The sequence below is a fragment of the Bacillus sp. FSL R5-0585 genome (assembly GCF_038004545.1).
Classification (GTDB): Bacteria; Bacillota; Bacilli; order Bacillales; family Bacillaceae_G; genus Bacillus_A; species Bacillus_A cereus.
Map to the genome: position 1 here is coordinate 4,502,070 of NZ_JBBORJ010000001.1, position 25,259 is coordinate 4,527,328.

Below are 25,259 nucleotides of genomic sequence, written 5' to 3' on the forward strand. Positions count from 1 at the left end.
AGTAAGAAAAAATTTATTTTTTTATAATACAAAGGAGGACAAATTAAATGAGTTTAGGTGTAATCGCAGCTGCAATTGCAATTGGTTTATCAGCATTAGGTGCAGGTATTGGTAACGGTCTTATCGTATCACGTACAATCGAAGGTGTTGCTCGTCAACCAGAATTAAAAGGCGCACTTCAAACAATTATGTTCATCGGGGTTGCTTTAGTTGAGGCACTTCCAATCATCGGTGTAGTTATTGCATTCATCGTAATGAACAAATAAGGGAGACTCCCCTTACATAGATGGCGAAGAGTGTTTTTCCGAACTTTCTTCGCCATTGCTTTATGAATGAAACGTATGTCTTTTTTTTTCATATGATCAATTTAGATATTTTGAAGGGAGTGAATCCTTGTGCCAACTTTATTATTAGGTGCTGCCATTCCATTTGGAACGATTGCTTATACATTGTTCATTTTCTTACTTCTATTAGTAATGCTACGCAAATTTGCGTGGGGTCCTTTAATGGGAATTATGAAAGAACGTGAAGAGCATGTTACTAATGAAATCGACGCTGCAGAAAGAAGTAATGCTGAGGCGAAGAAGTTAGTAGAAGAACAACGTGAAATGTTAAAACAATCACGTGTTGAAGCACAAGAGTTAATCGAAAGAGCGAAAAAGCAAGCTGTAGATCAAAAAGATGTTATTGTTGCTGCTGCGAAAGAAGAAGCAGAATCAATTAAAGCATCTGCTGTACAAGAAATTCAACGCGAAAAAGAGCAAGCAATTGCTGCTTTACAAGAACAAGTTGCTTCTTTATCTGTTCAAATTGCTTCTAAAGTAATTGAAAAAGAATTAAAAGAAGAAGATCAAGTGAAGTTAATTCGCGATTATATTAAAGAAGTAGGAGAAGCGCGATGAGCAATGGGATTGTAGCAAAACGTTATGCTGTCGCTCTTTTTAAAATTGCTAAAGAAAAACACGTATTAGAAATGTTTGAAGAGGAATTACGCCTTGTACAAAACGTTTATGTAAAGAACGGAGAACTACATAGCTTTTTAACGCAACCGAACATTTCAAAGGAACAAAAGAAAACGTTTCTTGCAAACGTATTCGGATCTGTTTCTGAATCTATTTTAAATACGTTATATATTTTAATTGATAACAAACGCATTGATATCTTACCTGAAATTGCAGATGAATATGTTGTTCTTGCTAATGAAGAACGTAACGTAGCGGATGCAACTGTATATTCTACTCGTCTTCTATCAGAAGAAGAGAAGCTTAACATTGCTGAAGCATTTGCAAAGAGAACGGGAAAAGATGCAATTCGCGTGAAAAATGTTGTAGATGAAGATTTACTAGGCGGAATTAAAGTACGTATTGGAAATCGCATTTATGACGGAAGTTTACAAGGAAAATTAGCACGTATTCAGCGTGAATTAATGAAGAATAGATAGGGGTGAAGCACATGAGCATCAGAGCTGAAGAAATTAGCGCACTGATAAAGCAACAAATCGAGAACTATCAGTCTGAAATCGAAGTTAGTGATGTTGGTACAGTTATCCAAGTTGGTGACGGTATCGCGCGTGCTCATGGTCTTGATAACGTTATGGCTGGTGAACTTGTAGAGTTCTCTAACGGCGTTATGGGACTAGCACAAAACTTAGAGGAAAACAACGTAGGTATTATCATTTTAGGACCTTACACAGAAATTCGTGAAGGTGACGAAGTTCGTCGTACTGGTCGCATCATGCAAGTACCAGTAGGAAAAGAACTAATTGGTCGTGTTGTAAACCCATTAGGTCAACCAGTTGATGGTTTAGGCCCAATCAATACAACAAACACTCGTCCAATCGAGAGTCCAGCACCAGGTGTAATGGATCGTAAATCTGTTCATGAGCCACTTCAAACAGGTATTAAAGCGATTGATGCTCTTGTACCAATTGGCCGTGGTCAACGTGAGTTAATCATTGGTGACCGTCAAACTGGTAAAACAGCAGTTGCACTTGATACAATCATTAACCAAAAAGATGAAGACATGATTTGTATCTATGTAGCAATTGGACAAAAAGAATCAACTGTACGTAACGTAGTAGAAACACTACGTAAGCACGGTGCATTAGAGTACACAATTGTTGTAACTGCATCTGCTTCTCAACCAGCTCCATTATTATACCTAGCTCCTTACGCTGGTGTAACAATGGGTGAAGAGTTCATGTACAATGGTAAACACGTATTAGTAGTATATGATGACTTATCAAAACAAGCAGCGGCTTACCGTGAGCTGTCATTACTATTACGTCGTCCTCCAGGTCGTGAAGCTTACCCAGGGGATGTATTCTACTTACATTCTCGCTTATTAGAGCGTGCAGCAAAATTAAGTGATGCAAAAGGCGGCGGTTCTTTAACTGCACTACCTTTCATCGAAACACAAGCAGGGGACGTATCAGCATACATCCCAACAAACGTAATTTCTATTACGGATGGACAAATCTTCTTACAATCTGACCTATTCTTCTCTGGCGTACGTCCAGCGATCGATGCGGGTACTTCTGTATCTCGTGTAGGTGGATCTGCTCAGATTAAAGCAATGAGTAAAGTATCAGGTACACTTCGTCTTGACCTTGCATCTTACCGTGAGTTAGAAGCGTTCGCTCAGTTCGGTTCTGACCTTGATAAAGCAACTCAAGCGAAATTAAACCGTGGTGCTCGTACTGTTGAGGTATTAAAACAAGGATTACACAAACCGTTACGTGTAGAGAAACAAGTTATCATTCTTTACGCTTTAACACGTGGATTCCTAGATGATATCCCAGTAGTAGATATCACTCGTTTTGAAGAAGAATTCCATGCTTGGTTAGATTCTAATGCGACTGACTTATTAGAAGAAATCCGCACAACTAAGAAACTTGCGGATGACGACAAATTTGCAGCAGCAATCAATGGATTTAAAAAAGTATTCGTAGCTTCTGAATAATAATAAAAAGTGAAGCCGACTGTTCAGCCCCATCGGCTAAGGTTCTTTCTCACAGAAGGTGCTTTTTACCTTCTTGTGGGGAAGGTTCTTAGACGAAAGGGGCTAGGAGGCGGAACTAGATTAATAAAAGCGGAAGCGGCTCGTTCTGAATGTGAGGGGGATGGAGCTTCTGACGAAGAGCCGGTGTTTGCCTCGTAGGAAGAAGTGAAGACACCGAGCATTCAAGCCGCTGGAGCTAGATAGTATATATAAAAGGCATCTCGGGCTCTGAGATTGCTAAAGGTCATGTAAAGGAAAAGAGTAGGTGCACCTATTCTTTTCCTTCAATCATGAGCAAGAATATCTTGCAACGTAGATTAGGAAGAGGATTCTTACTAATCGTGCCAACTTCCGGAAAAAAGGTGGTGAAAACCTGTGGCATCTTTACGCGATATAAAAGCGAAGATTAACTCGACAAAGAAAACGAGTCAAATTACGAAAGCGATGGAGATGGTATCTGCATCTAAGTTAAACCGTGCAGAGCAAAATGCTAAATCTTTCGTTCCGTATATGGAAAAGATTCAAGAAGTAGTAGCGAGCATTGCGCAAGGAAGCAAAGGGATTAATCATCCAATGCTAAATGCGCGTCCTGTAAAGCGTACAGGATACATCGTTATTACGTCTGATCGCGGACTAGCAGGTGGTTATAACAGTAACGTATTACGTACAGTAAGTAACGTAATTCGTGAACGTCATAATATGGATTCAAACCAATATTCTATTATTGTGCTTGGACGACTAGGACGTGATTATTTAAAACGTCGCGGCTTTAACATTATTGATGAAGTAGTTGGATTATCTGACCACCCATCATTTACTGATATTAAAGACCTTGCTTCTCGAGCAATTGCGATGTTCGCAGATGGTGCTTATGATGAGCTGTACATTTACTACAACCATTACGTAAGTAAAATTTCACAAGAGGTAACGGAAAATAAAATTTTACCGCTTACTGATGTGGCGTCTGACAAACCGACGACAGCTTATGAATTCGAACCTTCTGAAGAAGAAATTTTAAAAGTACTATTGCCACAATACGCAGAAAGCTTAGTGTACGGTGCATTACTAGACGGTAAAGCAAGTGAACACGCAGCGCGTATGACAGCAATGAAGAGTGCTACAGACAACGCAATGGAAGTTATCGATTCACTTACACTTTCATTCAACCGTGCGCGTCAGGCAGCGATTACGCAAGAAATTACGGAAATCGTTGGTGGAGCAGCAGCGTTAGAATAGTATTAAAAGGCGGAAGCGGTTCGTTCAGAATGAGAGGGGGATGGAGCTTTTGACGTAGAGGCGATTTGTGCCTCGTAGGAAAAAGCGAAGCCACCGAACATTCTAACCGCTGGAGCTAGATTCAATAAAAAGCGGAAGCGGCTCTGTCAAAAGAGTCGCGTAAGCTATAAACCAATAAAAAATTAAAAGCTAGCTGCTCGTAGAAAGTTGGCTAATTAAAAGAAAGCTAGGAGGGAACCCGATGAATAAAGGGCGCGTTACGCAAATCATGGGTCCGGTTGTAGACGTTAAGTTTGATGGCGGAAAGCTACCAGAAATCTACAACGCCCTTACGGTAAAACAAAGCAACGAAAACGGAAGTATTAACTTAACATTTGAAGTTGCACTTCATTTAGGTGATGATACAGTTCGTACAGTTGCAATGTCTTCCACAGATGGACTTGTTCGTGGCACAGAAGTAGAAGATACTGGTAAACCAATCTCTGTACCAGTTGGTGATGTAACACTTGGTCGCGTATTTAACGTATTAGGTGATGCAATTGACTTAGATGGTGAGGTTCCTGCAGATGTACATCGTGATCCAATTCACCGTCAAGCACCTGCATTCGAAGAATTATCTACTAAAGTAGAAATTCTTGAAACTGGTATTAAAGTAGTAGACTTACTTGCTCCTTACATTAAGGGTGGTAAGATCGGCCTATTCGGTGGTGCCGGCGTAGGTAAAACAGTATTAATTCAGGAGTTAATCAATAACATCGCACAAGAGCACGGTGGTATCTCTGTATTCGCTGGTGTAGGTGAGCGTACTCGTGAGGGTAATGACTTATACCACGAAATGAGCGATTCTGGCGTAATCAAGAAAACTGCGATGGTATTCGGACAAATGAACGAGCCACCTGGAGCACGTCAACGTGTTGCATTAACAGGTTTAACAATGGCTGAGCATTTCCGTGATGAGCAAGGACAAGACGTACTTCTGTTCATCGATAACATCTTCCGTTTCACGCAAGCGGGTTCTGAAGTATCTGCCCTTCTTGGTCGTATGCCATCTGCGGTAGGTTACCAACCAACACTTGCAACAGAAATGGGTCAATTACAAGAGCGTATTACATCTACAAATAAAGGGTCTATCACGTCTATCCAAGCGGTATATGTACCAGCCGATGACTATACTGACCCAGCACCAGCTACAACGTTCGCTCACTTAGATGCAACAACAAACTTAGAGCGTCGTTTAACGCAAATGGGTATTTACCCAGCCGTAGATCCATTAGCATCTACATCTCGTGCACTTTCTCCAGAAATCGTAGGAGAAGAGCATTATGAAGTAGCTCGTCAAGTACAGCAAACTTTACAACGTTATAAAGAACTTCAAGATATCATCGCTATCTTAGGTATGGATGAGTTATCTGAAGAAGATAAGTTAGTTGTACATCGTGCTCGTCGTATTCAATTCTTCTTATCTCAAAACTTCCACGTAGCTGAGCAGTTTACAGGTCAAAAAGGTTCTTACGTACCTGTAAAGAATACAGTTAGTGGTTTCAAAGAAATTCTAGAAGGAAAATATGATGACCTTCCAGAAGATGCATTCCGCTTAGTAGGTGGCATTGAAGAAGTTATTGAAAACGCGAAGAAAATGATGGCGTAAGGCCTTAGGAGGGACGAAGTATGAAGACATTTCCAGTCAGTATTGTAACTCCTGATGGACCGGTTTACGAAAAAGAAGTAGAAATGGTAAGTGTAAAAGCAGAGAGTGGGGAAATGGGGATCTTACCAGGTCACATTCCAACTGTTGCACCATTAAAAATTAGTGCAGTTCGTCTGAAAAATGGTGGACACACTGATTATGTAGCAGTAAGCGGTGGCTTTATCGAAGTTCGTCCAGATAAAGTGACTGTATTATCATCATCTGCTGAAGAAGCAAACCATATCGATATCCATCGTGCAAATGAAGCGAAGCGTCGCGCTGAGCAACGTCTGCAAGATAAACAAGCACATGTTGACTTTAAACGTGCAGAAATGGCATTACAACGTGCTGTGAACCGTTTGAACGTTTCCGATATGAAGTAAAAAAATCCGTAAGGGCTTTGCCTTTACGGATTTTTTTTGTGTATTTTATGGATAATTTTACAAAACTGGTATAATTATATTGATGCTTGTATAAGTAGAAGTGTACAACAATTTATATTTCATAAAGGGGATGGATCAATGATTGGTGAAATGAAGCGAGAAGCATTGTACTCTTTAAAGGGAAAATGGGGACTAGGTGTTGGATCAACGATTTTATATTTTATTTTAAGTTATGTCGTTTCGATGGCTGCAATGCTTATACTATTAATTCCAGGAATTATTATATTTCTCTCAGTTGTAAGCTTAACTGGATCATTTGAAGAGGAAACGATGTCAATTGGAGCAGGTATTACCTTTGGAATTTTTTATTGCATTATGATAATTTTGAGTAACGCATCGTATGGGATTACGTCATATGGTTATACAAATGTATTTTTACAGATTAGTAAACGAGAAGATGCTAAAGTAGATTACTTATTCGAAGGATTTCGTGGCTTTAAAAGAATGATGAAAACAATGTGGGCAATGCTTGCGATTTTGTTATATACAGGTACATGGATTCCGATGCTGTTAATAGGCTTATTTGCATTGTTAGGTGAAGAAGGGAATACGTCATTTGCAATAGCTTTCTTCGTACTATTAGCAATTTCAATTGTTGGTATGATTGTGATGTATTTTTCTTATGCACTGACGTACTATGTGATGATTGAAAATCCAGAATATAGTGTTTCGCAGGCGATGAAGGAAAGTAAGAATCTTATGAAGGATCATAAGTTAGATTTGTTTCTTTTATGGCTGAGCTTCATAGGATGGGCTATTTTAGCGCTGCTTACTTTTGGAATAGGATTTCTTTGGCTTAGTCCGTATATGAGTACGACGACAGCACACTTTTATCGCTACATTTCAAAAGGTGAATTTCAATAGGAACATGCTATACTAATAGAATTATTGTGTATAGGAGGCGAGGCTACGCATGATTAGTGATTTAAAAGGAGAAGCGCTAGATTCATTAGAAGGGAAATGGGGATTAGCTGTTGGAGCTACACTACTCATTTCAATTCTTATCACGGCTTTTAGTTTTAGTGTTGATTGGGGATTTTCTTTAATTTTCGGTTGGCAAAAAACAAATGGTTCACTTTCAACGAATATTCTTTCATTTTTTGTTACTGGACCGTTAACTTTAGGTGGATATTACCTTGGTTTAAATATCCTTCGTGAAAAGCAAGCTAGTATTGGTAATGTATTCATTTGGTTTTCAGAGGGAAAGAGATTTCTAAAATCATTTTTATTATATTTATTAGTAAATCTTTATCTTTTCTTATGGACGTTATTGTTCATTATTCCAGGTATTATTAAATCATTTTCTTATGCGATGACGTACTTTATTATAAACGATCATCCTGAGTATTCACTGAACCAAGCTATTACAGAAAGTCGTCGTATGATGGATGGACATAAGATGGAGTATTTCATTTTATGTTTAAGTTTTATTGGCTGGTTTATATTAAGTTGTATTACGTTAGGGATTGGATTCTTATGGTTAATTCCATATTTCTATACGACATCTGCAGCTTTTTACGAAGAGATTGCAGAAGAATATTATGAGAAAAAAATTTAGCACTATAAAACCCCCAGTATGAATTATTTGTTCATACTGGGGGTTTTTTGTAGAAATTTTATAAATTGATTACTAGTAAGTGGTTTACTGAAATAGTAACCTTGCATATATTTACAGTTATGTTTTTGCAGAAACTTAAGTTGTTTTTCGGTTTCAATTCCTTCGGCAACGACTGAAAGATTTAAAGTATTCGCGAGGGAAAGAATTGTAGAAACGATGGCTCGTTCTTCAGGACGATGATCAGCTAATTGTGTAAATTCTCTCGGTACTTTTAATGTGTCGATTGGAAAAATTGATAAATAAGCAAGAGAAGAGTACCCAGTACCGAAGTCATCAATGGAAGTTTGGATACCGTACTCTTTTAATTGCTTCAGTCTCAATAACGTTTCTTTCTCGTCAATCATTGCAATTCTTTCTGTTAACTCAAGTGTTACATATTTTGGATCGACTTGCACGTCGTTTAATATTTGTGAAATGTTTTCGATTAATTGATCTTGCCGGAATTCTTTTGCGGATAAATTAACACTTATTTTTAAATTTTGGTAGCCAAAGGTATGCCATATTTTTAATTGGAGACAAGCTTCTTGTAATACCCAATGTCCAAGTGGGACTACTTGTGTCGTCTCTTCTACAATTGGAATAAACTCACATGGTGAAATGTCACCTAATAGTGGGTGTTTCCAACGTATTAAAGCTTCAGCACCGATAATTTTATTTGTTGTCGTATCAATTTGTGGTTGATAAACGAGATAAAATTCTTTGTTTACTAAAGCGATTGGCAAATCTTTTTCAATTCGAGCTTTTCGTTCCATTTTTTTATATAGTTCTTTCGTGTAAAGAGAGCTACCGTTTTTTCCTTTATTCTTTGCTTCGTACATGGCCATATCAGCATGCTGCAAAATGGATAGCGCATCTTCACCTGCTTCAGGATATATTGCAATTCCGATGCTCGGTGAGATTTGTAAATGTTGATTTTCGATTTCAAATGGCTCATTCATGGCCGCTACAATTCTATCAGCTATTTTTTGGACATCTGGCTTTTTTTTGTAATTCTCGATAAGGATTGTGAACTCATCCCCAGCTAGCCGCGCGAGTTTCATATTTGATGTTGCTATTCTTTCAAGCCTTTTTGCTACTGCGATGAGCAATAGGTCTCCTACTCGATGACCGAGGGTATCATTAATAACTTTAAAACGGTCTAGGTCGAGAAACATAACAGCAAAAGGCTTTTTCGATATTTTTGCTCGTGCAATTGCCTGTTCTAAATGTTGATGAAATGCACGTCGATTTGCAAGCTCTGTTAAAGTATCATGGTATGCTAGGAAGTTGATTTGTTCTTGTTGTTGTTTGCTTTCCGTAATATCTTTAATCATTAAATAAACCCCAGAAATTTTCTCCTTTAAAAAGATCGGTACGGCGGTAACGTGCAAGTAGTAAATATCTCTGTTTTTATGGTAAGCCCGTATTTCTAAAGAAATAGAATATCCCTTTTTCACGCGATGAAAGGCGTTAATCATTTCTTCTAAATCTTCTTCGTATATGAGTGAATAGTAAGGCTGGTTTAATAATTCATTCGTTTGATAACCGAGTAAAGTAGTACCAGCGTTATTTACTTTGAGAAAATTACCGTACAAATCTAATGTGAAAATTGGATCTGGATGATGCTCGTATAAAGATTTAAACATTTGTTGATTATGATAGAGTTCATTTTTCTGTTCTACTAAATCTTCTGTACGTAGTTTAATTTGTTTCTCGAGTTCTGAGTTGAATTGCATTTGAGCGATCAATAATATTTTATTTTGTTTTCGAACTAAACTATGACGTATGAGAACGAAAGAAAAAGTTATTATAAGTCCGATTACTATAATAGGCGCAAAAACGTATTCAACTAATATGAAAACAATAAGCATTACTACCGAAATATACGGTAATGATAATCGGATTGATTCGCCAATTTTAGGTGTTAGTAGTACTTGTTCTTGTTTTTCAGGCTTTTTTGTATGAAGAATACAGGCGATTGCTACTAGTACTAAGGTTACCTGATAGAAAGGAGTAACTGTAAACATAGAATACTCTGGTATGAAGTATTTTATATAAGCATAAATTGCATCTGTAGTAGCATATAAAATTAAAGCACTGCCAAGAAGTGCACCGACCTTTTTAGGTAATAAGGATAGTGGTTTGAATAAAAGGTTGATTCCTATTAAGAGAAAGAGTAAATCAGCCATTGGATAGGTAAGTTGAACAAATATGTCGATATAGGATGTTGTAAAGATATGAATAGTTCGTTCAATAAGTAAGTAGTAACTTAAAGTAAATTGGGCTGTAACGATAATACAAATATCACATAGCATAAAAAGTTTTTCTAATAAATCTCGGTTATAAATGATTTCGTATAGAAAGGCAAACGTAAAGCTAACTAAAAAAAGTAAGTAAAAAAAGTCAGATGGATCAACGAACGTATAGAAGTCCTTTACAATTAAACGCTGATAGGCAACGACTATATCACCGATAAAATAAGAGAGAGCTCCAACAGATAATATGATCCAAAATAAACGAGATAGCCCTTCTTTCATGTTTGAAAAATAAAGTATATAACTACAAGCGATAATATCAATTAATAGGGTGCTCGTTCCGATTAATAGCTGAAAAGGAAATGAGTATTCATATACAAAAGGCATTGCTACATAGTGAAGCGTTATAGACAGCAATACAATGCTTATAAGAATACTTACATGTGTTTGTTTTTTCATTTATATCACCTACGGTTTCTTGAAAAGCATATATAAGTTTTATATTTATTTTGCACAATTATAGCAAGTTGTAAAGATAGATTTTAATAATTCTTGTTTCTGTCTCCCAACATATCGACATAGGAATTTGAAGTTTGCTATAATGATTAGAATAGTTGCATTATTTAGAAAAATTTAAAAATAATAATTACTGCAACTAGGACATATTGTTTACTATGTGAACTTGTTCTTAATTTAGGGGGGAGGGTTTCACAATGGCAAGTGTATATGAAAATAGTTATATGATCGTTTTGATTTTCTTGCTATTAGGTATATTGCTGCCGGTAGTGGCTCTTACATTAGGAAGGATGCTGCGCCCAAATAAACCAAGTGCAGCAAAGGCGACGACGTATGAGAGTGGAATTGAGCCTTTTCATGATGCAAATATTCGGTTTCATGCTCGTTATTATATTTTCGCTTTATTGTTTGTGATCTTTGATGTAGAAACTTTATTTTTATATCCTTGGGCTGTTGCGTATGACAAGCTAGGTTTATTTGCATTAATTGAAATGCTCATCTTTGTTGTAATGTTGCTAGTTGGATTAGCGTATGCTTGGAAAAAGAAGGTGTTACAATGGTTATAAATTTTGAGGAATTACATCCAAATGAGCGAGCAGAATTAGAACGAAATATCTTTTTTTCTACATTGGAACAGTTGAAAGGATGGGCGAGGAGCAACTCTTTATGGCCGATGACATTCGGACTGGCATGCTGTGCAATTGAAATGATGGGGGTAGGCTCATCACATTACGATTTAGATCGATTTGGGTCATTTTTTCGAACTTCACCAAGGCAATCGGACGTCATGATTGTATCGGGAACAGTAACGAAGAAGATGGCTCCTATTGTTCGGCGTTTATATGATCAAATGCCCGAACCGAAATGGGTTATTGCGATGGGATCTTGTGCGACAGCAGGTGGTCCGTATGTAAATTCATATGCTGTTGTGAAAGGTGTAGACCAAATCGTACCAGTTGATGTGTATATTCCTGGTTGTCCCCCAAATCCAGCTGCTTTAATCTATGGAATTAATAAATTAAAAGAGAAAATTCGTTACGAGGCAAAGACCGGAAAGCAGGTGACGAATAAATGAGTAATCCAAATAAAGATTTAGAGGATCTGAAAAAAGAAGCAGCTAGGCGTGCGAAAGAAGAAGCGAGAAAACGCCTTGTAGCGAAACACGAGGCGGAAATAAGTGAACTTGAGGAGGAAGATCAAGAAAAAGAGAAAGCGCTACCAAAAAATGATGATATTACTATAGAAGAAGCAAAACGACGTGCAGCAGCCGCAAAAGCAAAAGCGGCGGCGTTAGCGAAACAGAAAAGAGAAGGAACCGAAGAAGTAACGGAAGAAGAAAAAGCGAAAGCCAAGGCGAAGGCAGCAGCAGCCGCAAAAGCAAAAGCGGCGGCGTTAGCGAAACAGAAAAGAGAAGGAACCGAAGAAGTAACGGAAGAAGAAAAAGCGAAAGCCAAGGCGAAGGCAGCAGCTGCTGCAAAAGCAAAAGCGGCAGCATTAGCGAAACAGAAAAGAGAAGGAACCGAAGAAGTAACGGAAGAAGAAAAAGCGAAAGCCAAGGCGAAGGCAGCAGCAGCGGCCAAGGCAAAAGCGGCAGCGTTAGCGAAGCAGAAAAGAGAAGGAATAGAAGAAGTAACGGAAGAAGAAAAAGCGAAAGCCAAGGCGAAGGCAGCAGCAGCCGCAAAAGCAAAAGCGGCGGCGTTAGCGAAACAGAAAAGAGAAGGAACCGAAGAAGTAACGGAAGAAGAAAAAGCGAAAGTCAAGGCGAAGGCGGTGGCGGCCGCCAAGGCAAAAGCGGCAGCATTGGCGAAGCAGAAAGCCTCGCAAGGTGATGGGGATTCGGGAGATGAAAAGGCAAAGGCAATTGCAGCGGCAAAAGCGAAAGCAGCAGCGGCTGCAAGAGCGAAGACAAAGGGAGCTGAAGGTAAGAAAGAGGATGAGCCGAAGCAGGAAGAATCGTCCGTAAATCAGCCGTATTTAAATCAGTATGTTGAGGCTATTAGGGAGAAGTTAGGAGAGGGTGCATTAGTAGATTCCTACATTAATAAACTGTCAAAGGATGTGCCAACTCTTGTGGTGGATCCCGAAAAATATTATGAAGTGATGGAGTCACTGCGATTCCATGAGGGACTTGCTTTTGATTATATGTCAGAGCTACATGCGACGGATTTTGTGACACATATGGAAGTGTATGTTCATTTGTTTTCATATGGCAAGAAACAATCGGTAGCGGTGAAGGTAAAGCTAGACCGGGAAGCGCCGCAAGTCGAATCTGTGACAGCGCTTTGGAAAGGAGCTGACTGGCCGGAGCGAGAAGCATACGATTTGCTCGGCATTGTATTTAAAGGGCATCCGAATTTAACGCGTATTTTAATGCCAGATGATTGGGTAGGATATCCGCTTAGAAAAGACTATGAACCGTATGATGTGGAGGTGTAGCTATGATCCGCACGGAAGAGATGCTTTTGAATGTAGGACCTCAGCATCCGAGTACACATGGTGTGTTCAGGCTCGTAATTAAGATTGACGGGGAAATTATTAAAGAAGCTACACCTGTTATTGGATATTTGCATCGCGGGACGGAAAAGATCGCTGAGAGCTTACAGTATACGCAAATTATCCCTTATACAGATCGAATGGACTATTTATCAGCCATGACGAATAATTACGTCATTTGCCATGCTGTAGAGACGATGATGGGGCTTGAAATTCCAGAGCGTGCCGAATACTTGCGAGTACTTGCGATGGAGCTAGGAAGAATTGCGAGCCATCTCGTTTGGTGGGGGACGAATCTTCTTGATATAGGAGCGGTCAGCCCGTTTTTGTACGCGTTTCGTGAACGAGAGATGATTATAAATTTATTAAATGAATTATGCGGGGCACGGCTTACTTTTAACTATATGAGAGTTGGCGGTGTGAAGTGGGATGCGCCAGATGGTTGGATTGAAAAGGTGGAAGAGTTTGTTCCGTATATGAGGGAGCAATTAGCAGGTTATCATGATCTTGTTAGTGGTAATGAGATTTTCTTAAATCGTGTGAAAGGCGTTGGTATATATAGCGCGGAAGAAGCGATCTCGTATTCTTTAAGCGGAGCAAATTTGCGGTGCACTGGAGTAAACTGGGATCTTCGCAAAGATGAGCCGTATTCGATTTATGATCGTTTTGATTTTGATATTCCTGTTGGAAGCGTGGGAGATGCTTGGGATCGCTACGTTTGCCGAATGCAAGAAATCGAGGAGTCTTTAAAGATTGTTGAGCAAGCGGTTAAGCAGTTCCCGAAAGATGGAGCTGTGCTGGCAAAAGTACCGAAAATTATTAAGGCACCTAAGGGAGAAGCATTTGTACGTATCGAATCGCCGCGCGGAGAGATTGGTTGTTATATCGCAAGTGACGGAAAGAAAGAGCCGTACCGTTTGAAGTTTCGTAGGCCATCTTTTTATAACTTGCAAATTTTACCGAAGTTATTGAAAGGTGAAAACATCGCTAATTTAATTACGATTTTAGGTGGAGTTGATATTGTACTTGGGGAGGTTGATGGCTAATGATTGAGACGCTCTTACAATCACCTTCAAGCTGGACGAATTTCTTCATTTTTTTCGGATTAGCGGTACTTCTACTATTTGCAGTCCTTGGCTTCGTTACATATGGAATTTTGGCAGAACGGAAAGTGATGGGGTTTATGCAAGGGCGGATTGGACCAAACCAGGTTGGAGGCCGATTCGGTTTACTGCAAACGGTAGCTGATGTTTTAAAACTATTATTGAAAGAAGATAGTATTCCGAAAGCAGCAGATAAACCGCTGTTTATATTAGCGCCTGTCATTGCATTTGCACCAGCATTTATGGTGCTTGCGGTTATCCCGTTCACTGATAAATTTCAATTTGCAGATATTGGAGTCGGGCTACTTTATTATATTGCTGTTTCCGGTATTACGACGATAGGTGTTGTAACTGGGGGATGGGCATCGAATAATAAATATTCCCTTTTAGGAGGGATGCGTGCGGCGGCGCAAATGATTTCTTATGAGATTCCGCTCGTAATGAGTGTAATTGGTATCGTTTTGCTAGCTGGTAGTCTGAATTTAAATGAGATTGTAGCGGCGCAGGAGAAGGTCTGGTACATTTTCGTACAGCCAATTGGATTCGTCGTTTTCTTAATCGCAGCAGTTGCAGAGTTAAATAGGACGCCATTCGATTTGCCGGAAGCGGAGTCAGAACTTGTTTCTGGATATCATACGGAATACTCAGGTTTTCGCTGGGCGTTTTTCATGCTTTCAGAGTACGTATATTTCTTCGGGATGGCATCGTTAATTACAGTGCTCTTTTTAGGCGGATGGAATCCAGTCATGTTTCTTGGATTTATCCCAGGTGCCGTATGGTTTGCTTTGAAATTTAGCAGTGTAGTCTTTCTATTAATTTGGTTCCGCGTTACGTTCCCGCGTATAAGAGGTGACCAGTTAATGGAGTTTGGATGGAAAGTATTATTGCCGATTGCACTTGCAAATATTTTCTTAACGGCATTGATTAAGGAGTTATTCTTCTAATCTATGAGGGGGGTGCCAGTAAGAGATGAAAGGACTATTTAAAGGGTTAAAATATACATTAAGTAATTTGAGCAAGAAGAAGGTAACGTATGATTATCCAAATCAACCGTTGCCGTTGCCAGACCGTTTTCGGGGGATTCAAAAATTTTATCCGGAGAAATGTATTGTTTGTAATCAGTGCTCTAACATTTGTCCGACAGACTGTATTCAGTTAACAGGAAAAAAACATCCGGATCCTACGAAAAAAGGAAAAATTATCGACACGTATGATATTAATTTTGAAATTTGTATTCTTTGTGATTTATGTACAGAAGTTTGTCCGACAGAGGCAATTGTCATGACAAATAACTTTGAACTCGCGGAATATTCACGTGATGACTTATTTAAAAATTTGCAGTGGCTTGACGAAAACGACGAAAACGTCAGGAAGGAGAATAAGGCATGAATGGCGAGTTTATAGCATTCTTTATACTATCCTTGTCTGCAATTATCGGCGGTGTTCTTATGTTGAACTTAACGAAAGTTATGCACATGATGCTAGCTCTCGTTCTGACATTTCTCAGCATTGCAGGTTTGTATTTTCTTTTGTCAGCCGAATTTATAGGCGTTGCACAAATTTTACTTTACTCTGGTGCAATCACAATTATTATGATTTTTGGCATTATGTTAACGAAACATAACGCGGAAAATGAATCGCGTCTTACTCTTCGAAAATGGATTATCTTCTTTGCAGTTGTAGCATTTGGAGCAGTTATGTATTTCGCTGTTAATAATGTTGATTTTGCAAATGAAAGCACACAAGGAAGTTTACCTCTCCATGAAAACAACACACTTCAAATCGGTACGCTTCTCTATTCAAAATATATTATTCCATTTGAACTAACTTCAGTTATTTTACTTGTAGCACTCGTTGGCGCGATTGTACTTGCGAAAAAGGACGAGAAAGAGGAGGATTCCAATGAGTAGCGTTCCAGCTTCTGCATATTTAACACTTGCGATTATTTTGTTTTGCATCGGTCTATTTGGAGCTTTAACAAAGCGGAATACAGTAATCGTATTAGTTTGTATCGAATTAATGCTGAATGCTGCCAATTTAAACTTAGTGGCGTTTAGTAAATTAGGCTTATTTCCGAATTTAACAGGTCAAATTTTCTCACTGTTTACGATGGCTGTAGCGGCAGCAGAAGCGGCGGTAGGACTCGCTATTTTAATTGCTTTATATCGTAATCGTACAACAGTTCAGGTGGATGAAATGGATACGCTTAAAGGATAACATTGTGACCGAAAAAGGGGGAAGGAAACAATGATCGATTATGCATGGCTCATACCGCTTTTCCCACTCGTTTCGTTTTTGTTACTTATTATATTCGGGAAGAAAATTAGAGAAGGAAGCAGCGTACTTAGTATTTTTTTCGTCTTTCTCTCCTTTATACTTGCGGTACTTGTGTTAATAGAAAGGTTTTCAGAAGCAAGCGTGAAGCATAAGTGGGTGTGGCTTAGAGCTGGAGATGTGGATATATCATTCGGCTTTGAAGTGACTGCATTAGGAGCTTTAATGTTATTTATCGTGACGCTTGTGAGTCTACTTGTACATGTGTATTCGAAAGGTTATATGAAAGGTGATGAACGATTACCGACCTTTTACGCATATTTAGGACTCTTTACATTTGCGATGTTAGGGCTTGTTATATCAACGAATTTATTACAACTTTATATATTTTGGGAATTAGTTGGCCTTGGCTCATTTTTACTTATCGGTTTTTATTTCTTTAAAGAAGAAGCGAAGGCTGCTGCAAAAAAGGCTTTTATTATGACCCGTATTGGGGATGTTGGTTTATTTATCGGGATGATTTTAATTTTTTGGTACGCAGGTAGTTTTGAATATGACGCAATATTTAGGTCGATTTATACAGGGGATCTACCTCCTTACATGATTACAATAACAGCGATATTAATTTTTATCGGGGCGATGGGGAAATCAGGTCAGTTCCCGCTTCATACGTGGTTGCCAGATGCAATGGAGGGGCCAACGCCCGTTTCGGCACTTATTCACGCGGCGACGATGGTCGCAGCTGGCGTATATTTAGTAGCGACGATGTTCCCTCTATTTTCAGCAAGTACAGTGGCGATGCAGACAGTGGCAATCGTTGGAGCTTTCACTGCAATCTTTGCGGCCTCTATCGGTCTTGTGCAAACAGATATAAAGAGGGTGCTTGCTTATTCTACAGTTAGCCAGCTCGGGTATATGATGCTCGCGTTAGGTTCTGCCGGTTATGTAGCTGGTATATTCCATTTAACGACACACGCTTTTTTTAAAGCACTACTATTTTTGGCGGCAGGAAGTGTAATTCATGCTGTGCATACGCAAAACATTAATAAAATGGGCGGTTTACAGAAGAAGATGAAAGTAACTGGTACGCTATTTTTAATAGGTACCCTTGCCATTAGCGGTGTTCCGCTGCTTTCCGGTTTTTTCAGCAAAGATGAAATTTTAGCGGCGACGTGGATGAATGGCAATTACGTTTTATTTACTTTAGCGGTAATTGCGGCGTTTTTAACAGCGTTTTATATGTTCCGCCTTTACTTTCTTGTCTTTACTGGAGAAACGAAGACGAAGGAAGAAGTGCATGAATCGCCTCGCGTTATGACGTATCCAATGATTGTTCTCGGCGTTCTCGCAGTAGTGGCAGGATATATAAATACACCATGGTTTGGGACGTTTCTCGGAGATTGGTTGACGAAAGATGTAGGGTTTAAGGTTGAAGAAGCGCATGGACCAGTTTGGATTATGATTGTTGCGACACTCGTTTCATTTGCGGGAATCACTCTTGCATATTTCATATATGGCAAGAAATCAATTTCTAGGAATTGGGCTGGGGGTACGGAAACATCGCTTTATAATCTTTTGAAAGAAAAATATTATGTGGATGAACTATACAATATGACGGTGATCCCTATTACGAAAGGAATCGCTCATGTGCTTCGCTTATTTGAAGTGTATGTAGTCGAAGGAATTGCGGTTTTAATTGCAAGTGTAGTGAAAGGCACAAGTAACCTTGGATCGAAACTTCAAAACGGGAATGTACAAGTGTACGGTACTGTAACGGCGGTTTCGCTCGCTGTACTCGTCATTATTTTGCTCTATACGGGAGGGGATTTACGATGAATGATTTGTTGTTAACGTTCTTCATTTTTTCCCCGCTTTTAGGAATTTTATTGCTTGTATTAACACCGAAAAAGGAATTGCGTACAGTGCGAGCGCTTGGCTTATTTGGGACGGCACTTCCATTTGGAATCGCTATCGTCCTCGCTTGTACATATGCTTCTGGAAAGAATTTGTCACTATTCGATGAAAAGATGAAATGGATTAAGTTCGGCGATTTTACAGCGGTAGATAAAAGGTGGTTTTCTATTTATTACGAGCTCGGTATTGATGGTTTGTCGCTTGTCATGATGGTACTGACAGCTCTTCTAGCAACGCTTGCAGCAATTGCAGCCTTTTCTATTAAAAGAAATTTAAAAGCATTTTATATGCTGTTACTCATGCTAGAAATAGGAATGCTCGGCGTCTTTGCTGCTCAAAACTTAATGTTGTTTTTTATCTTCTTTGAAATTACGTTGCCACCAATGTTCTTATTAATTGGAAAGTGGGGAAAATTGTCGAGTGAAAAGGCTGCGTATAGTTATTTAATATATAACGGTATTGGCTCAGCTATTTTGCTCATTGTTTTCTCAATTTTGTTCGCGAAAACAGGTACAACAAATATTGTGGAGCTGAAAGAGATATTAAGAAGCGTAAACGCAGAGGGAGCACTCGTCATCCCAAGTAGTTTGCAGCTTAGTGTATTTATTGCCATAATGATTGCTTTTGCAATTAAACTACCTGTTTTTCCGTTGCACCGCTGGATGGTCAATGTACACATAGAAGCGCATCCAGCTGTAGTTATGCTTCATGCGGGTGTTTTGCTGAAGATTGGAGCGTACGGTATTATTCGCTTCGGGAAAGGGCTATTCCCGGAATATTTTCACGATGTTGCAACACTAATTGCGATATTAGGCGTAATTAATTTATTATACGGTGCCTTTTTAGCGCTCATCCAAACAGACTTTAGGAAAGTACTGGCTTACTCTAGTATTTCGCATATGGGAATTGTGTTAATGGGACTTGCGTCACTTAATGCACCTGGTACACAAGGAGCGTTATTCCAGGTTGTATCGCACGGTTTAATTGCAGCCTTGCTGTTTTTCTTACTCGGTGTTATAGAACAACGTTTCGGAACATCAGACATTACAGCGCTTGGTGGACTCGCAAAAAGTGTCCCAGTACTTAGCGGCTTCTTCTTAGCAGGAGGAATGGCATCGCTCGGATTACCAGGGATGTCTGGGTTTGTTAGTGAATTTCTTGCCTTTCTCGGTTTATTTCAAGGAGAGCCCGTCATTGCTGCAGTCGGTGTGATTGGAATCATTTTAACCGCTGTGTATGTATTAAGGGCGACACTTCAAGTGACATTTGGAAAGAAAGAGTGGGAAGCAAAATCTGATATACACGGATGGGAGTATGTCCCTGTTTTACTACTTATCTTTTGTATTATTGCAATTGGAGTTATGCCAGAAATACTAGGGGATCCGCTTCAAAATACATTGAAAACATTGGGGGTGAAGTAGGATGGATATGAATACGTTACTTAGCTTATCGTGGCATCTAATGGTGCCAGAATTTATTATTCTCGGCGCCGCCATCCTTCTTTCCATATGTGATTTGTTTTTTAAGCTGAACCATAGATATGTAGCTCTTGGTGCGATTGCTGCCATCGTATTAGCAATCGTGTCATTAATTACTCTATATAGCGAACCAGCAGGAGATATTTTAAATGGATCGTTTGTGTTAGATGGATTTTCAAAAGGGTTTAAAACGTTGCTATTAGGTGCCTCAGCCCTCATTTTATGCACCGCAATGAGCGATGATAAGAAGAATCCAATCGAAGATAAAGGTGAATATTATTATTTATTTTTAATGGCACTTCTTGGTGCGATGTTCATGGCTTCTAGTGTTGATTTTATTACCCTTTTCGTTGGTTTGGAGTTACTTTCACTTTCTTCTTATATTTTAGTAGGAATACGAAAAAAGAGCCGTGCATCAAATGAAGCGGCAATGAAATACGTCATTAGCGGAGGAATTGGAACGGCGATTACGCTCTTCGGAATGAGTTATTTATACGGTATTACAGGTTCAACTAACATTGTAGATATGCAAAAGGTACTCACTGGGGAACTCGCTAGTGGTATTCAGTTATTGTTAGCTCTCGCATTTCTTTTATTGCTAGTTGGTCTCTCATTTAAAATTGCCACAGTGCCGTTTCATATGTGGGCACCTGATGTGTATGAAGGAGCGGCTACACCAGTTACTGCTTTTCTTGGAACGATTTCTAAAATTGCCGGGTTCCTACTCATTATTCGTTTGTTCCTTATGATCTTTGCAAGTGTATTAATACAAGGAGATATGCAATCTTTATATGGGCATATGAGTATATATATTGCGGTGCTAGCAAGTATTACGATGATTGTTGGGAATGTAGTCGCATTAAAACAATACAATATAAAGCGTTTATTTGCTTATTCGGGCATTGCTCATGCAGGATATTTACTCGTTCCACTTGTAGCATTATCACCATTTACGATGGATAGCATGTGGTTTTATATGCTGGCATACATGCTTATGAATATAGGGGCATTTGCTATCATCCACGGCTTAATCTTACAAAATAATGAGGAAAATATAACAATTTTCACAGGTTTATATAAAAGGTCGCCATTTACAGCGATAATGATGACAATTTTTATTTTATCGTTGGCTGGGATACCAGGAACGGCTGGCTTCATTGGAAAGATTAATATCTTTTTAGGCGCACTTCATGTAGAGCCAGCACATTACGTACTAGCTTTGATTATGATGGGTGCGACAGTTGTTTCATTCGTATATTATTTCCGTATTTTACAACAAATGTTTTTCCGCACCGGAGAGACAGAAGAGAGAATACGGTTACCGTTAAATATAAAGGTTGTTATGAGTCTTTGTGCAATTTCGATTGTAATACTAGGGATTATGCCGATGATTGGGTACAATTTCTTTTATGAATATTTTCCATTAATGAAAGATTTCTTCTTCTTAGGGAACGTGGTACAATAGTGAAAATAAAAGGTGTGGAGTCAGTACTCTGCGCTTTTTATTTTGTGTTAACTTGTAATGTAGATATACGTTTTTGGAAAGAAAATCACGATGTAAAATGTAAGATGTCTATGTGCATTTGAAAAAGTGTAGCTCCTACTTATTATGGTATCGTTTTTATATTCTTTCATAAGTAGTAGCTGAGTAAAAAGGGGTCGATTTTTTGGCACAACTTTTAGGGCAACAAGCACTGATTGCCATTGTTTCGCATTTATTGTTTATTACCATTACGTGGTGGGCCTTACAAGGCATTCACATTGAGCGTTTAATGAAGTCCGGAAAAGTGCTGCAGACGCGAGTATTACTCATCTTAATTACAATTGCAATTGGGACATCTGTAAGTAACTTTTTCCTTGATTATTTAGGCTATTCGAAGAGTTTAACGTATTTAGTAAAGTAAGTGTATAGAACCTCAAATCTCCGTTAACAATGGGGATAGGAGGGGATGAAATTGAAGCTTAAAGCCATTCTTATTGTTGCACTTAGTGTTGTTTTATTTTTGGTTGGATATAGAGAGATGAAACCGATAAGCGATGAACAGAAAATGGAGAGCATGATCAAGGCTTTAGAGAAAAATGATGCTAAAGTAGAAAAATGGTCATGGTTAGCGAGAGAAACAAAAACAATTTCTAACATACATACGTTTCAAAAGTTGTTAAACGATGTGAAGGAAAAGGCAAATATTCAAAAGTGGGAAGTAGAGCAATCTCCAGATGGATATAAAGCTACATCCTATAAAAAGCTTTCTTCTTATGAAGAACGAGTAGTAGTAACTTGGAGTAAAGAAAATACTAAAGAAAACACTTTCATTATCTTTGAAGTAAGTGGGGCGAAATGGGACCCGAAGTATGTTCAAAACATGAATAAAATTTTTAGTGAAAAACCTATAATTTACACTTGTGTTCAAGGTGTACTGAATGATAAGATTGAAGGTGTTTTGCAAAATAAAACCAATCAGGTTTTGAAAGATCTTTCAGCAAGAGCGATCGAACAAGTAGAAGAAAGAGCATTTGTGTCAGTCTCCGCATACAATAAAAAGTGGGATGACGCTCTTTCAACAAATAGAGAGAAAATAAATGTGCAAATAGCAATACGTTCTACAGACAACAAAGATACAATTGTGGTTGGCACACCGATCATAACTTCTGAGTATTGAGTGAATAGATACTGAAAAAAGGACACGGAGGGGAATAATTTGGAAAAGATCATCGTCCGTGGCGGAAAGCGGTTAAACGGCACAGTGCGTGTTGAGGGCGCAAAAAATGCTGTATTACCTATAATCGCTGCAGCCCTATTAGCGAGTGATGGAAAGAATGTACTATCTGAAGTACCAGTTTTGTCTGATGTATACACAATTAATGAGGTATTACGTCATTTAAATGCTGAAGTCGTATTTGAAAATAATCAAGTAACAATCGATTCTTCTAAAGAACTAAACATTGAAGCACCATTTGAATATGTACGTAAAATGCGTGCATCTGTTCAAGTAATGGGACCATTATTAGCACGTAACGGTCGTGCTCGTATTGCACTTCCTGGTGGATGTGCAATTGGTTCACGTCCAATTGACCAACATTTAAAAGGCTTCGAAGCAATGGGAGCAAAAGTACAGGTTGGTAACGGTTTTGTTGAGGCATATGTTGAGGGAGAACTAAAAGGAGCTAAAATCTACTTAGACTTCCCAAGCGTAGGCGCGACAGAAAACATTATGTCTGCAGCTACATTAGCAAAAGGGACAACAATTCTTGAAAACGCAGCGAAAGAACCAGAAATCGTTGACTTAGCTAACTTCTTAAATGCGATGGGAGCGAAAGTACGCGGAGCTGGAACTGGAACGATTCGTATCGAAGGCGTTGATAAATTATATGGTGCAAACCACTCTATTATTCCTGACCGTATTGAAGCGGGAACATTCATGGTTGCAGCAGCAATTACTGGTGGAGACATCTTAATTGAAAATGCTGTACCTGAACATTTACGCTCAATTACAGCGAAAATGGAAGAAATGGGTGTTAAAATTATTGAGGAAAACGAAGGTGTACGTGTTATCGGCCCAGATAAGTTAAAAGCGGTTGATATTAAAACTATGCCTCACCCAGGTTTCCCAACAGACATGCAATCACAAATGATGGCATTATTACTACAAGCTGATGGAACAAGCATGATTACAGAAACGGTATTCGAAAACCGCTTTATGCACGTTGAAGAATTCCGTCGTATGAATGCTGATATTAAAATTGAAGGTCGTTCTGTTATTATGAACGGTCCAAACAGCTTACAAGGTGCTGAAGTAGCAGCAACTGACTTACGTGCTGCAGCTGCATTAATCTTAGCTGGTTTAGTATCAGAAGGTTATACTCGTGTAACTGAGTTAAAACATCTTGACCGTGGCTATGTAAACTTCCATAAGAAATTAGCTGCATTAGGTGCAACTATTGAACGTGTAAACGAAAAAGTAGAAGAAGTGAAAGAACAAGAAGTTTCTGATCTTCACGCTTAATTGAAATAGTCTCTATGTCTTTTGACATAGGGGCTATTTTTTTGGGTTATTACTGTTATAGTCAATAAATTCTGTACTTATGCAAGTACCAGTAAAAATATTTAGAAAATTTCTGTTTTATACTCTTCCCCTTAAGTATGTTCTAAAAGAAAGAGTTGTTCCATAAGAATGAATGGAGTAAAGCTTTTATATTGGGGGAAAATAGGATGAAATTTTCAAAGCCACTTTTTATTACAGTAGCGCTCTTAATAGCGCTCGTTATCATTGTACCTGCAGCCCTTGTTATTCCATTTGCGAAAGCAAAAGTAGGGGAAGAAACGGCCTCTAAAACTCCTCCAGCGATAGAAAGTATACCAGCTCCAGGAAAAGTAGATACAGCCGTTCAAGTTGCTGTATATCGCGAAAAACAGAAGAAGGTAGAAACATTACCAGTGGAGGAGTATGTGACAGGTGTAGTAGCTTCTGAGATGAATGCCAGTTTTGAAATAGAGGCACTAAAGGCGCAGGCATTAGCAGCAAGAACATTTGTAGTACAACGTATGCTAAGCGGAGGAAAGAAAAATAATGCGGACGTGACAGATACGGTGAAAGATCAAGTGTACAAAAGCAAAGATGAATTGAAGAAGCAATGGGGCAATAACTACGAAAATAATTTGAAGAAAATCGAAGAAGCCGTTTCGAAAACAGCAGGACAAGTTTTAACGTATGATGGAAAACCAATTTCAGCATCCTTCTTTTCAACGAGTAATGGCCGAACAGAAAATGCAGCTGACTATTGGGGAAATGATTATCCGTACTTGAAAAGTGTAGATAGTCCGTGGGATCAAGCCTCTCCAAAGTTTACGAGTGAGCAAACATTTACAGTAGCTGATTTTCAAAAACGTCTCGGTGTGAAAGTGTTAGCAGACGGGAAGGTTGGAAATATTAAAGACCTTACGGAAGGAAAGCGCGTAAAGGATGTAGCTTTTCAAGGAAAAACATTAACAGGAAAAGAAGTTCGTGAAAAGTTAGATTTACGTTCTTCTGATTTTACGTGGAAACAACAAGGAGATAAAATCATCGTTACGACGAAAGGCTTCGGTCACGGCGTTGGTATGAGTCAATACGGGGCGAACGGCATGGCAGCGGAAGGAAAGAAATATACAGATATCGTCGCTCATTACTATAAAGGCGTTGAAATAAAGACGATGAATGATTATGAAGGAAAATTGATGGTGAAGAAATAGGTGTCAGAACTCTGGCGCCTATTTTTTTTCTGT

The 25,259-nt window shown here is 38.9% G+C and carries 26 protein-coding genes; 25 read left to right on the plus strand and 1 reads right to left on the minus strand.

The features are described 5' to 3' along the window. Nucleotides 1-47: 47 nt before the first annotated feature. The 10 genes from atpE (at nucleotide 48) to MKY38_RS23255 (ending at nucleotide 7,924) form a co-directional block, all read left to right on the plus strand. Nucleotides 48-266, plus strand: coding sequence for a F0F1 ATP synthase subunit C (gene atpE / locus MKY38_RS23210; RefSeq protein ID WP_000052064.1), 219 nt, complete (start codon nucleotides 48-50; stop codon nucleotides 264-266). A 129-nt stretch (nucleotides 267-395) separates the two neighbouring features. Then, nucleotides 396-902 (plus strand): F0F1 ATP synthase subunit B, encoded by a 507-nt coding sequence (gene atpF, locus MKY38_RS23215; protein ID WP_001142618.1) that lies wholly within the window; start codon nucleotides 396-398, stop codon nucleotides 900-902. Beyond that, on the plus strand, nucleotides 899-1,441 hold the full coding sequence (gene atpH, locus MKY38_RS23220) for a F0F1 ATP synthase subunit delta (RefSeq protein ID WP_000064683.1): 543 nt from the start codon (nucleotides 899-901) through the stop codon (nucleotides 1,439-1,441). The genes atpF and atpH overlap by 4 nt, the downstream gene beginning before the upstream one ends. Before the next feature lie 11 nt (nucleotides 1,442-1,452). Continuing rightward, nucleotides 1,453-2,961 carry a F0F1 ATP synthase subunit alpha gene (atpA, locus tag MKY38_RS23225; RefSeq protein WP_000027518.1) on the plus strand — a complete coding sequence of 503 codons (1,509 nt, stop codon included), beginning with the start codon at nucleotides 1,453-1,455 and terminating at the stop codon, nucleotides 2,959-2,961. A 75-nt stretch (nucleotides 2,962-3,036) separates the two neighbouring features. Beyond that, entirely contained in the window at nucleotides 3,037-3,159 is a 123-nt protein-coding gene (locus MKY38_RS23230) for a hypothetical protein (protein WP_000521151.1), read from the plus strand. 216 nt (nucleotides 3,160-3,375) lie between these two features. Further along, on the plus strand, nucleotides 3,376-4,236 hold the full coding sequence (gene atpG / locus MKY38_RS23235) for a F0F1 ATP synthase subunit gamma (RefSeq protein WP_000157696.1): 861 nt from the start codon (nucleotides 3,376-3,378) through the stop codon (nucleotides 4,234-4,236). A 241-nt stretch (nucleotides 4,237-4,477) separates the two neighbouring features. Next, on the plus strand, nucleotides 4,478-5,884 hold the full coding sequence (atpD, locus tag MKY38_RS23240) for a F0F1 ATP synthase subunit beta (protein WP_001032593.1): 1,407 nt from the start codon (nucleotides 4,478-4,480) through the stop codon (nucleotides 5,882-5,884). 20 nt (nucleotides 5,885-5,904) lie between these two features. Continuing rightward, a complete protein-coding gene (gene atpC, locus MKY38_RS23245; protein WP_000847211.1) occupies nucleotides 5,905-6,306 on the plus strand; it encodes a F0F1 ATP synthase subunit epsilon in 402 nt (133 codons plus the stop codon). Nucleotides 6,307-6,444: 138 nt separating this feature from the next. After that, the gene (locus MKY38_RS23250) at nucleotides 6,445-7,230 is read left to right on the plus strand and encodes a DUF975 family protein (protein WP_061113771.1); all 786 of its coding nucleotides are present in this window, start codon (nucleotides 6,445-6,447) and stop codon (nucleotides 7,228-7,230) included. 49 nt (nucleotides 7,231-7,279) lie between these two features. Further along, entirely contained in the window at nucleotides 7,280-7,924 is a 645-nt protein-coding gene (locus MKY38_RS23255; protein ID WP_000622462.1) for a DUF975 family protein, read from the plus strand. Nucleotides 7,925-7,947: 23 nt separating this feature from the next. On the opposite strand, the gene MKY38_RS23260 is transcribed toward MKY38_RS23255, so the two are convergent. After that, nucleotides 7,948-10,677 carry an EAL domain-containing protein gene (locus MKY38_RS23260; protein WP_341049793.1) on the minus strand — a complete coding sequence of 910 codons (2,730 nt, stop codon included), beginning with the start codon at nucleotides 10,675-10,677 and terminating at the stop codon, nucleotides 7,948-7,950. Between the two features lie 254 nt (nucleotides 10,678-10,931). Between MKY38_RS23260 and nuoA the strand changes: the two genes are divergently transcribed. The 15 genes from nuoA (at nucleotide 10,932) to spoIID (ending at nucleotide 25,226) form a co-directional block, all read left to right on the plus strand. Continuing rightward, the gene (gene nuoA / locus MKY38_RS23265; protein ID WP_000179273.1) at nucleotides 10,932-11,300 is read left to right on the plus strand and encodes an NADH-quinone oxidoreductase subunit NuoA; all 369 of its coding nucleotides are present in this window, start codon (nucleotides 10,932-10,934) and stop codon (nucleotides 11,298-11,300) included. Next, nucleotides 11,291-11,809 carry an NADH-quinone oxidoreductase subunit NuoB gene (nuoB, locus tag MKY38_RS23270; RefSeq protein WP_000236331.1) on the plus strand — a complete coding sequence of 173 codons (519 nt, stop codon included), beginning with the start codon at nucleotides 11,291-11,293 and terminating at the stop codon, nucleotides 11,807-11,809. Before nuoA ends, nuoB begins: the two co-directional genes overlap by 10 nt. Next, nucleotides 11,806-13,170, plus strand: coding sequence for an NADH-quinone oxidoreductase subunit C (locus MKY38_RS23275; protein ID WP_341049796.1), 1,365 nt, complete (start codon nucleotides 11,806-11,808; stop codon nucleotides 13,168-13,170). Before nuoB ends, MKY38_RS23275 begins: the two co-directional genes overlap by 4 nt. A gap of 2 nt (nucleotides 13,171-13,172) precedes the next feature. Further along, a complete protein-coding gene (nuoD, locus tag MKY38_RS23280) occupies nucleotides 13,173-14,273 on the plus strand; it encodes an NADH-quinone oxidoreductase subunit NuoD (RefSeq protein ID WP_069604047.1) in 1,101 nt (366 codons plus the stop codon). Further along, a complete protein-coding gene (gene nuoH / locus MKY38_RS23285) occupies nucleotides 14,273-15,274 on the plus strand; it encodes an NADH-quinone oxidoreductase subunit NuoH (RefSeq protein ID WP_000573426.1) in 1,002 nt (333 codons plus the stop codon). Before nuoD ends, nuoH begins: the two co-directional genes overlap by 1 nt. Nucleotides 15,275-15,299: 25 nt before the next feature. Continuing rightward, nucleotides 15,300-15,719, plus strand: a complete 420-nt coding sequence (nuoI, locus tag MKY38_RS23290; RefSeq protein WP_000677191.1) for an NADH-quinone oxidoreductase subunit NuoI — start codon at nucleotides 15,300-15,302, stop codon at nucleotides 15,717-15,719. Continuing rightward, a complete protein-coding gene (locus MKY38_RS23295) occupies nucleotides 15,716-16,240 on the plus strand; it encodes an NADH-quinone oxidoreductase subunit J (RefSeq protein ID WP_078384728.1) in 525 nt (174 codons plus the stop codon). The genes nuoI and MKY38_RS23295 overlap by 4 nt, the downstream gene beginning before the upstream one ends. Continuing rightward, nucleotides 16,233-16,547 (plus strand): NADH-quinone oxidoreductase subunit NuoK, encoded by a 315-nt coding sequence (nuoK, locus tag MKY38_RS23300; protein ID WP_000100079.1) that lies wholly within the window; start codon nucleotides 16,233-16,235, stop codon nucleotides 16,545-16,547. Before MKY38_RS23295 ends, nuoK begins: the two co-directional genes overlap by 8 nt. Nucleotides 16,548-16,577: 30 nt before the next feature. Then, nucleotides 16,578-18,440 carry an NADH-quinone oxidoreductase subunit L gene (gene nuoL / locus MKY38_RS23305; RefSeq protein WP_071732679.1) on the plus strand — a complete coding sequence of 621 codons (1,863 nt, stop codon included), beginning with the start codon at nucleotides 16,578-16,580 and terminating at the stop codon, nucleotides 18,438-18,440. Further along, nucleotides 18,437-19,939 (plus strand): NADH-quinone oxidoreductase subunit M, encoded by a 1,503-nt coding sequence (locus MKY38_RS23310; protein ID WP_000998925.1) that lies wholly within the window; start codon nucleotides 18,437-18,439, stop codon nucleotides 19,937-19,939. Before nuoL ends, MKY38_RS23310 begins: the two co-directional genes overlap by 4 nt. 7 nt (nucleotides 19,940-19,946) lie before the next feature. Further along, complete coding sequence (nuoN, locus tag MKY38_RS23315) at nucleotides 19,947-21,461, plus strand: NADH-quinone oxidoreductase subunit NuoN (protein WP_341050349.1); 1,515 nt, start codon at nucleotides 19,947-19,949, stop codon at nucleotides 21,459-21,461. A 202-nt stretch (nucleotides 21,462-21,663) separates the two neighbouring features. Further along, nucleotides 21,664-21,900, plus strand: coding sequence for a DUF1146 family protein (locus MKY38_RS23320; protein WP_000057889.1), 237 nt, complete (start codon nucleotides 21,664-21,666; stop codon nucleotides 21,898-21,900). A gap of 51 nt (nucleotides 21,901-21,951) precedes the next feature. Next, nucleotides 21,952-22,656, plus strand: coding sequence for a YwmB family TATA-box binding protein (locus MKY38_RS23325; protein WP_000767916.1), 705 nt, complete (start codon nucleotides 21,952-21,954; stop codon nucleotides 22,654-22,656). Between the two features lie 39 nt (nucleotides 22,657-22,695). Continuing rightward, the gene (gene murA, locus MKY38_RS23330; protein ID WP_000411274.1) at nucleotides 22,696-24,000 is read left to right on the plus strand and encodes a UDP-N-acetylglucosamine 1-carboxyvinyltransferase; all 1,305 of its coding nucleotides are present in this window, start codon (nucleotides 22,696-22,698) and stop codon (nucleotides 23,998-24,000) included. A 206-nt stretch (nucleotides 24,001-24,206) separates the two neighbouring features. After that, a complete protein-coding gene (gene spoIID, locus MKY38_RS23335; protein WP_000672663.1) occupies nucleotides 24,207-25,226 on the plus strand; it encodes a stage II sporulation protein D in 1,020 nt (339 codons plus the stop codon). Nucleotides 25,227-25,259 lie beyond the last annotated feature (33 nt).

What these genes read in the sequence shown, in the direction of transcription:
- nuoI (WP_000677191.1), top strand. Translation starts at nt 15,300, where the DNA reads ATGAAAGGACTATTTAAAGGGTTAAAATATACATTAAGTAATTTGAGC.
- nuoB (WP_000236331.1), top strand. Translation starts at nt 11,291, where the DNA reads ATGGTTATAAATTTTGAGGAATTACATCCAAATGAGCGAGCAGAATTA.
- spoIID (WP_000672663.1), top strand. Translation starts at nt 24,207, where the DNA reads ATGAAATTTTCAAAGCCACTTTTTATTACAGTAGCGCTCTTAATAGCG.
- MKY38_RS23275 (WP_341049796.1), top strand. Translation starts at nt 11,806, where the DNA reads ATGAGTAATCCAAATAAAGATTTAGAGGATCTGAAAAAAGAAGCAGCT.
- atpA (WP_000027518.1), top strand. Translation starts at nt 1,453, where the DNA reads ATGAGCATCAGAGCTGAAGAAATTAGCGCACTGATAAAGCAACAAATC.
- MKY38_RS23255 (WP_000622462.1), top strand. Translation starts at nt 7,280, where the DNA reads ATGATTAGTGATTTAAAAGGAGAAGCGCTAGATTCATTAGAAGGGAAA.
- nuoD (WP_069604047.1), top strand. Translation starts at nt 13,173, where the DNA reads ATGATCCGCACGGAAGAGATGCTTTTGAATGTAGGACCTCAGCATCCG.
- nuoH (WP_000573426.1), top strand. Translation starts at nt 14,273, where the DNA reads ATGATTGAGACGCTCTTACAATCACCTTCAAGCTGGACGAATTTCTTC.
- atpC (WP_000847211.1), top strand. Translation starts at nt 5,905, where the DNA reads ATGAAGACATTTCCAGTCAGTATTGTAACTCCTGATGGACCGGTTTAC.
- MKY38_RS23295 (WP_078384728.1), top strand. Translation starts at nt 15,716, where the DNA reads ATGAATGGCGAGTTTATAGCATTCTTTATACTATCCTTGTCTGCAATT.
- MKY38_RS23250 (WP_061113771.1), top strand. Translation starts at nt 6,445, where the DNA reads ATGATTGGTGAAATGAAGCGAGAAGCATTGTACTCTTTAAAGGGAAAA.
- nuoK (WP_000100079.1), top strand. Translation starts at nt 16,233, where the DNA reads ATGAGTAGCGTTCCAGCTTCTGCATATTTAACACTTGCGATTATTTTG.
- nuoL (WP_071732679.1), top strand. Translation starts at nt 16,578, where the DNA reads ATGATCGATTATGCATGGCTCATACCGCTTTTCCCACTCGTTTCGTTT.
- nuoN (WP_341050349.1), top strand. Translation starts at nt 19,947, where the DNA reads ATGAATACGTTACTTAGCTTATCGTGGCATCTAATGGTGCCAGAATTT.
- atpD (WP_001032593.1), top strand. Translation starts at nt 4,478, where the DNA reads ATGAATAAAGGGCGCGTTACGCAAATCATGGGTCCGGTTGTAGACGTT.
- MKY38_RS23310 (WP_000998925.1), top strand. Translation starts at nt 18,437, where the DNA reads ATGAATGATTTGTTGTTAACGTTCTTCATTTTTTCCCCGCTTTTAGGA.
- atpH (WP_000064683.1), top strand. Translation starts at nt 899, where the DNA reads ATGAGCAATGGGATTGTAGCAAAACGTTATGCTGTCGCTCTTTTTAAA.
- nuoA (WP_000179273.1), top strand. Translation starts at nt 10,932, where the DNA reads ATGGCAAGTGTATATGAAAATAGTTATATGATCGTTTTGATTTTCTTG.
- MKY38_RS23260 (WP_341049793.1), bottom strand. Translation starts at nt 10,677, where the DNA reads ATGAAAAAACAAACACATGTAAGTATTCTTATAAGCATTGTATTGCTG.
- atpE (WP_000052064.1), top strand. Translation starts at nt 48, where the DNA reads ATGAGTTTAGGTGTAATCGCAGCTGCAATTGCAATTGGTTTATCAGCA.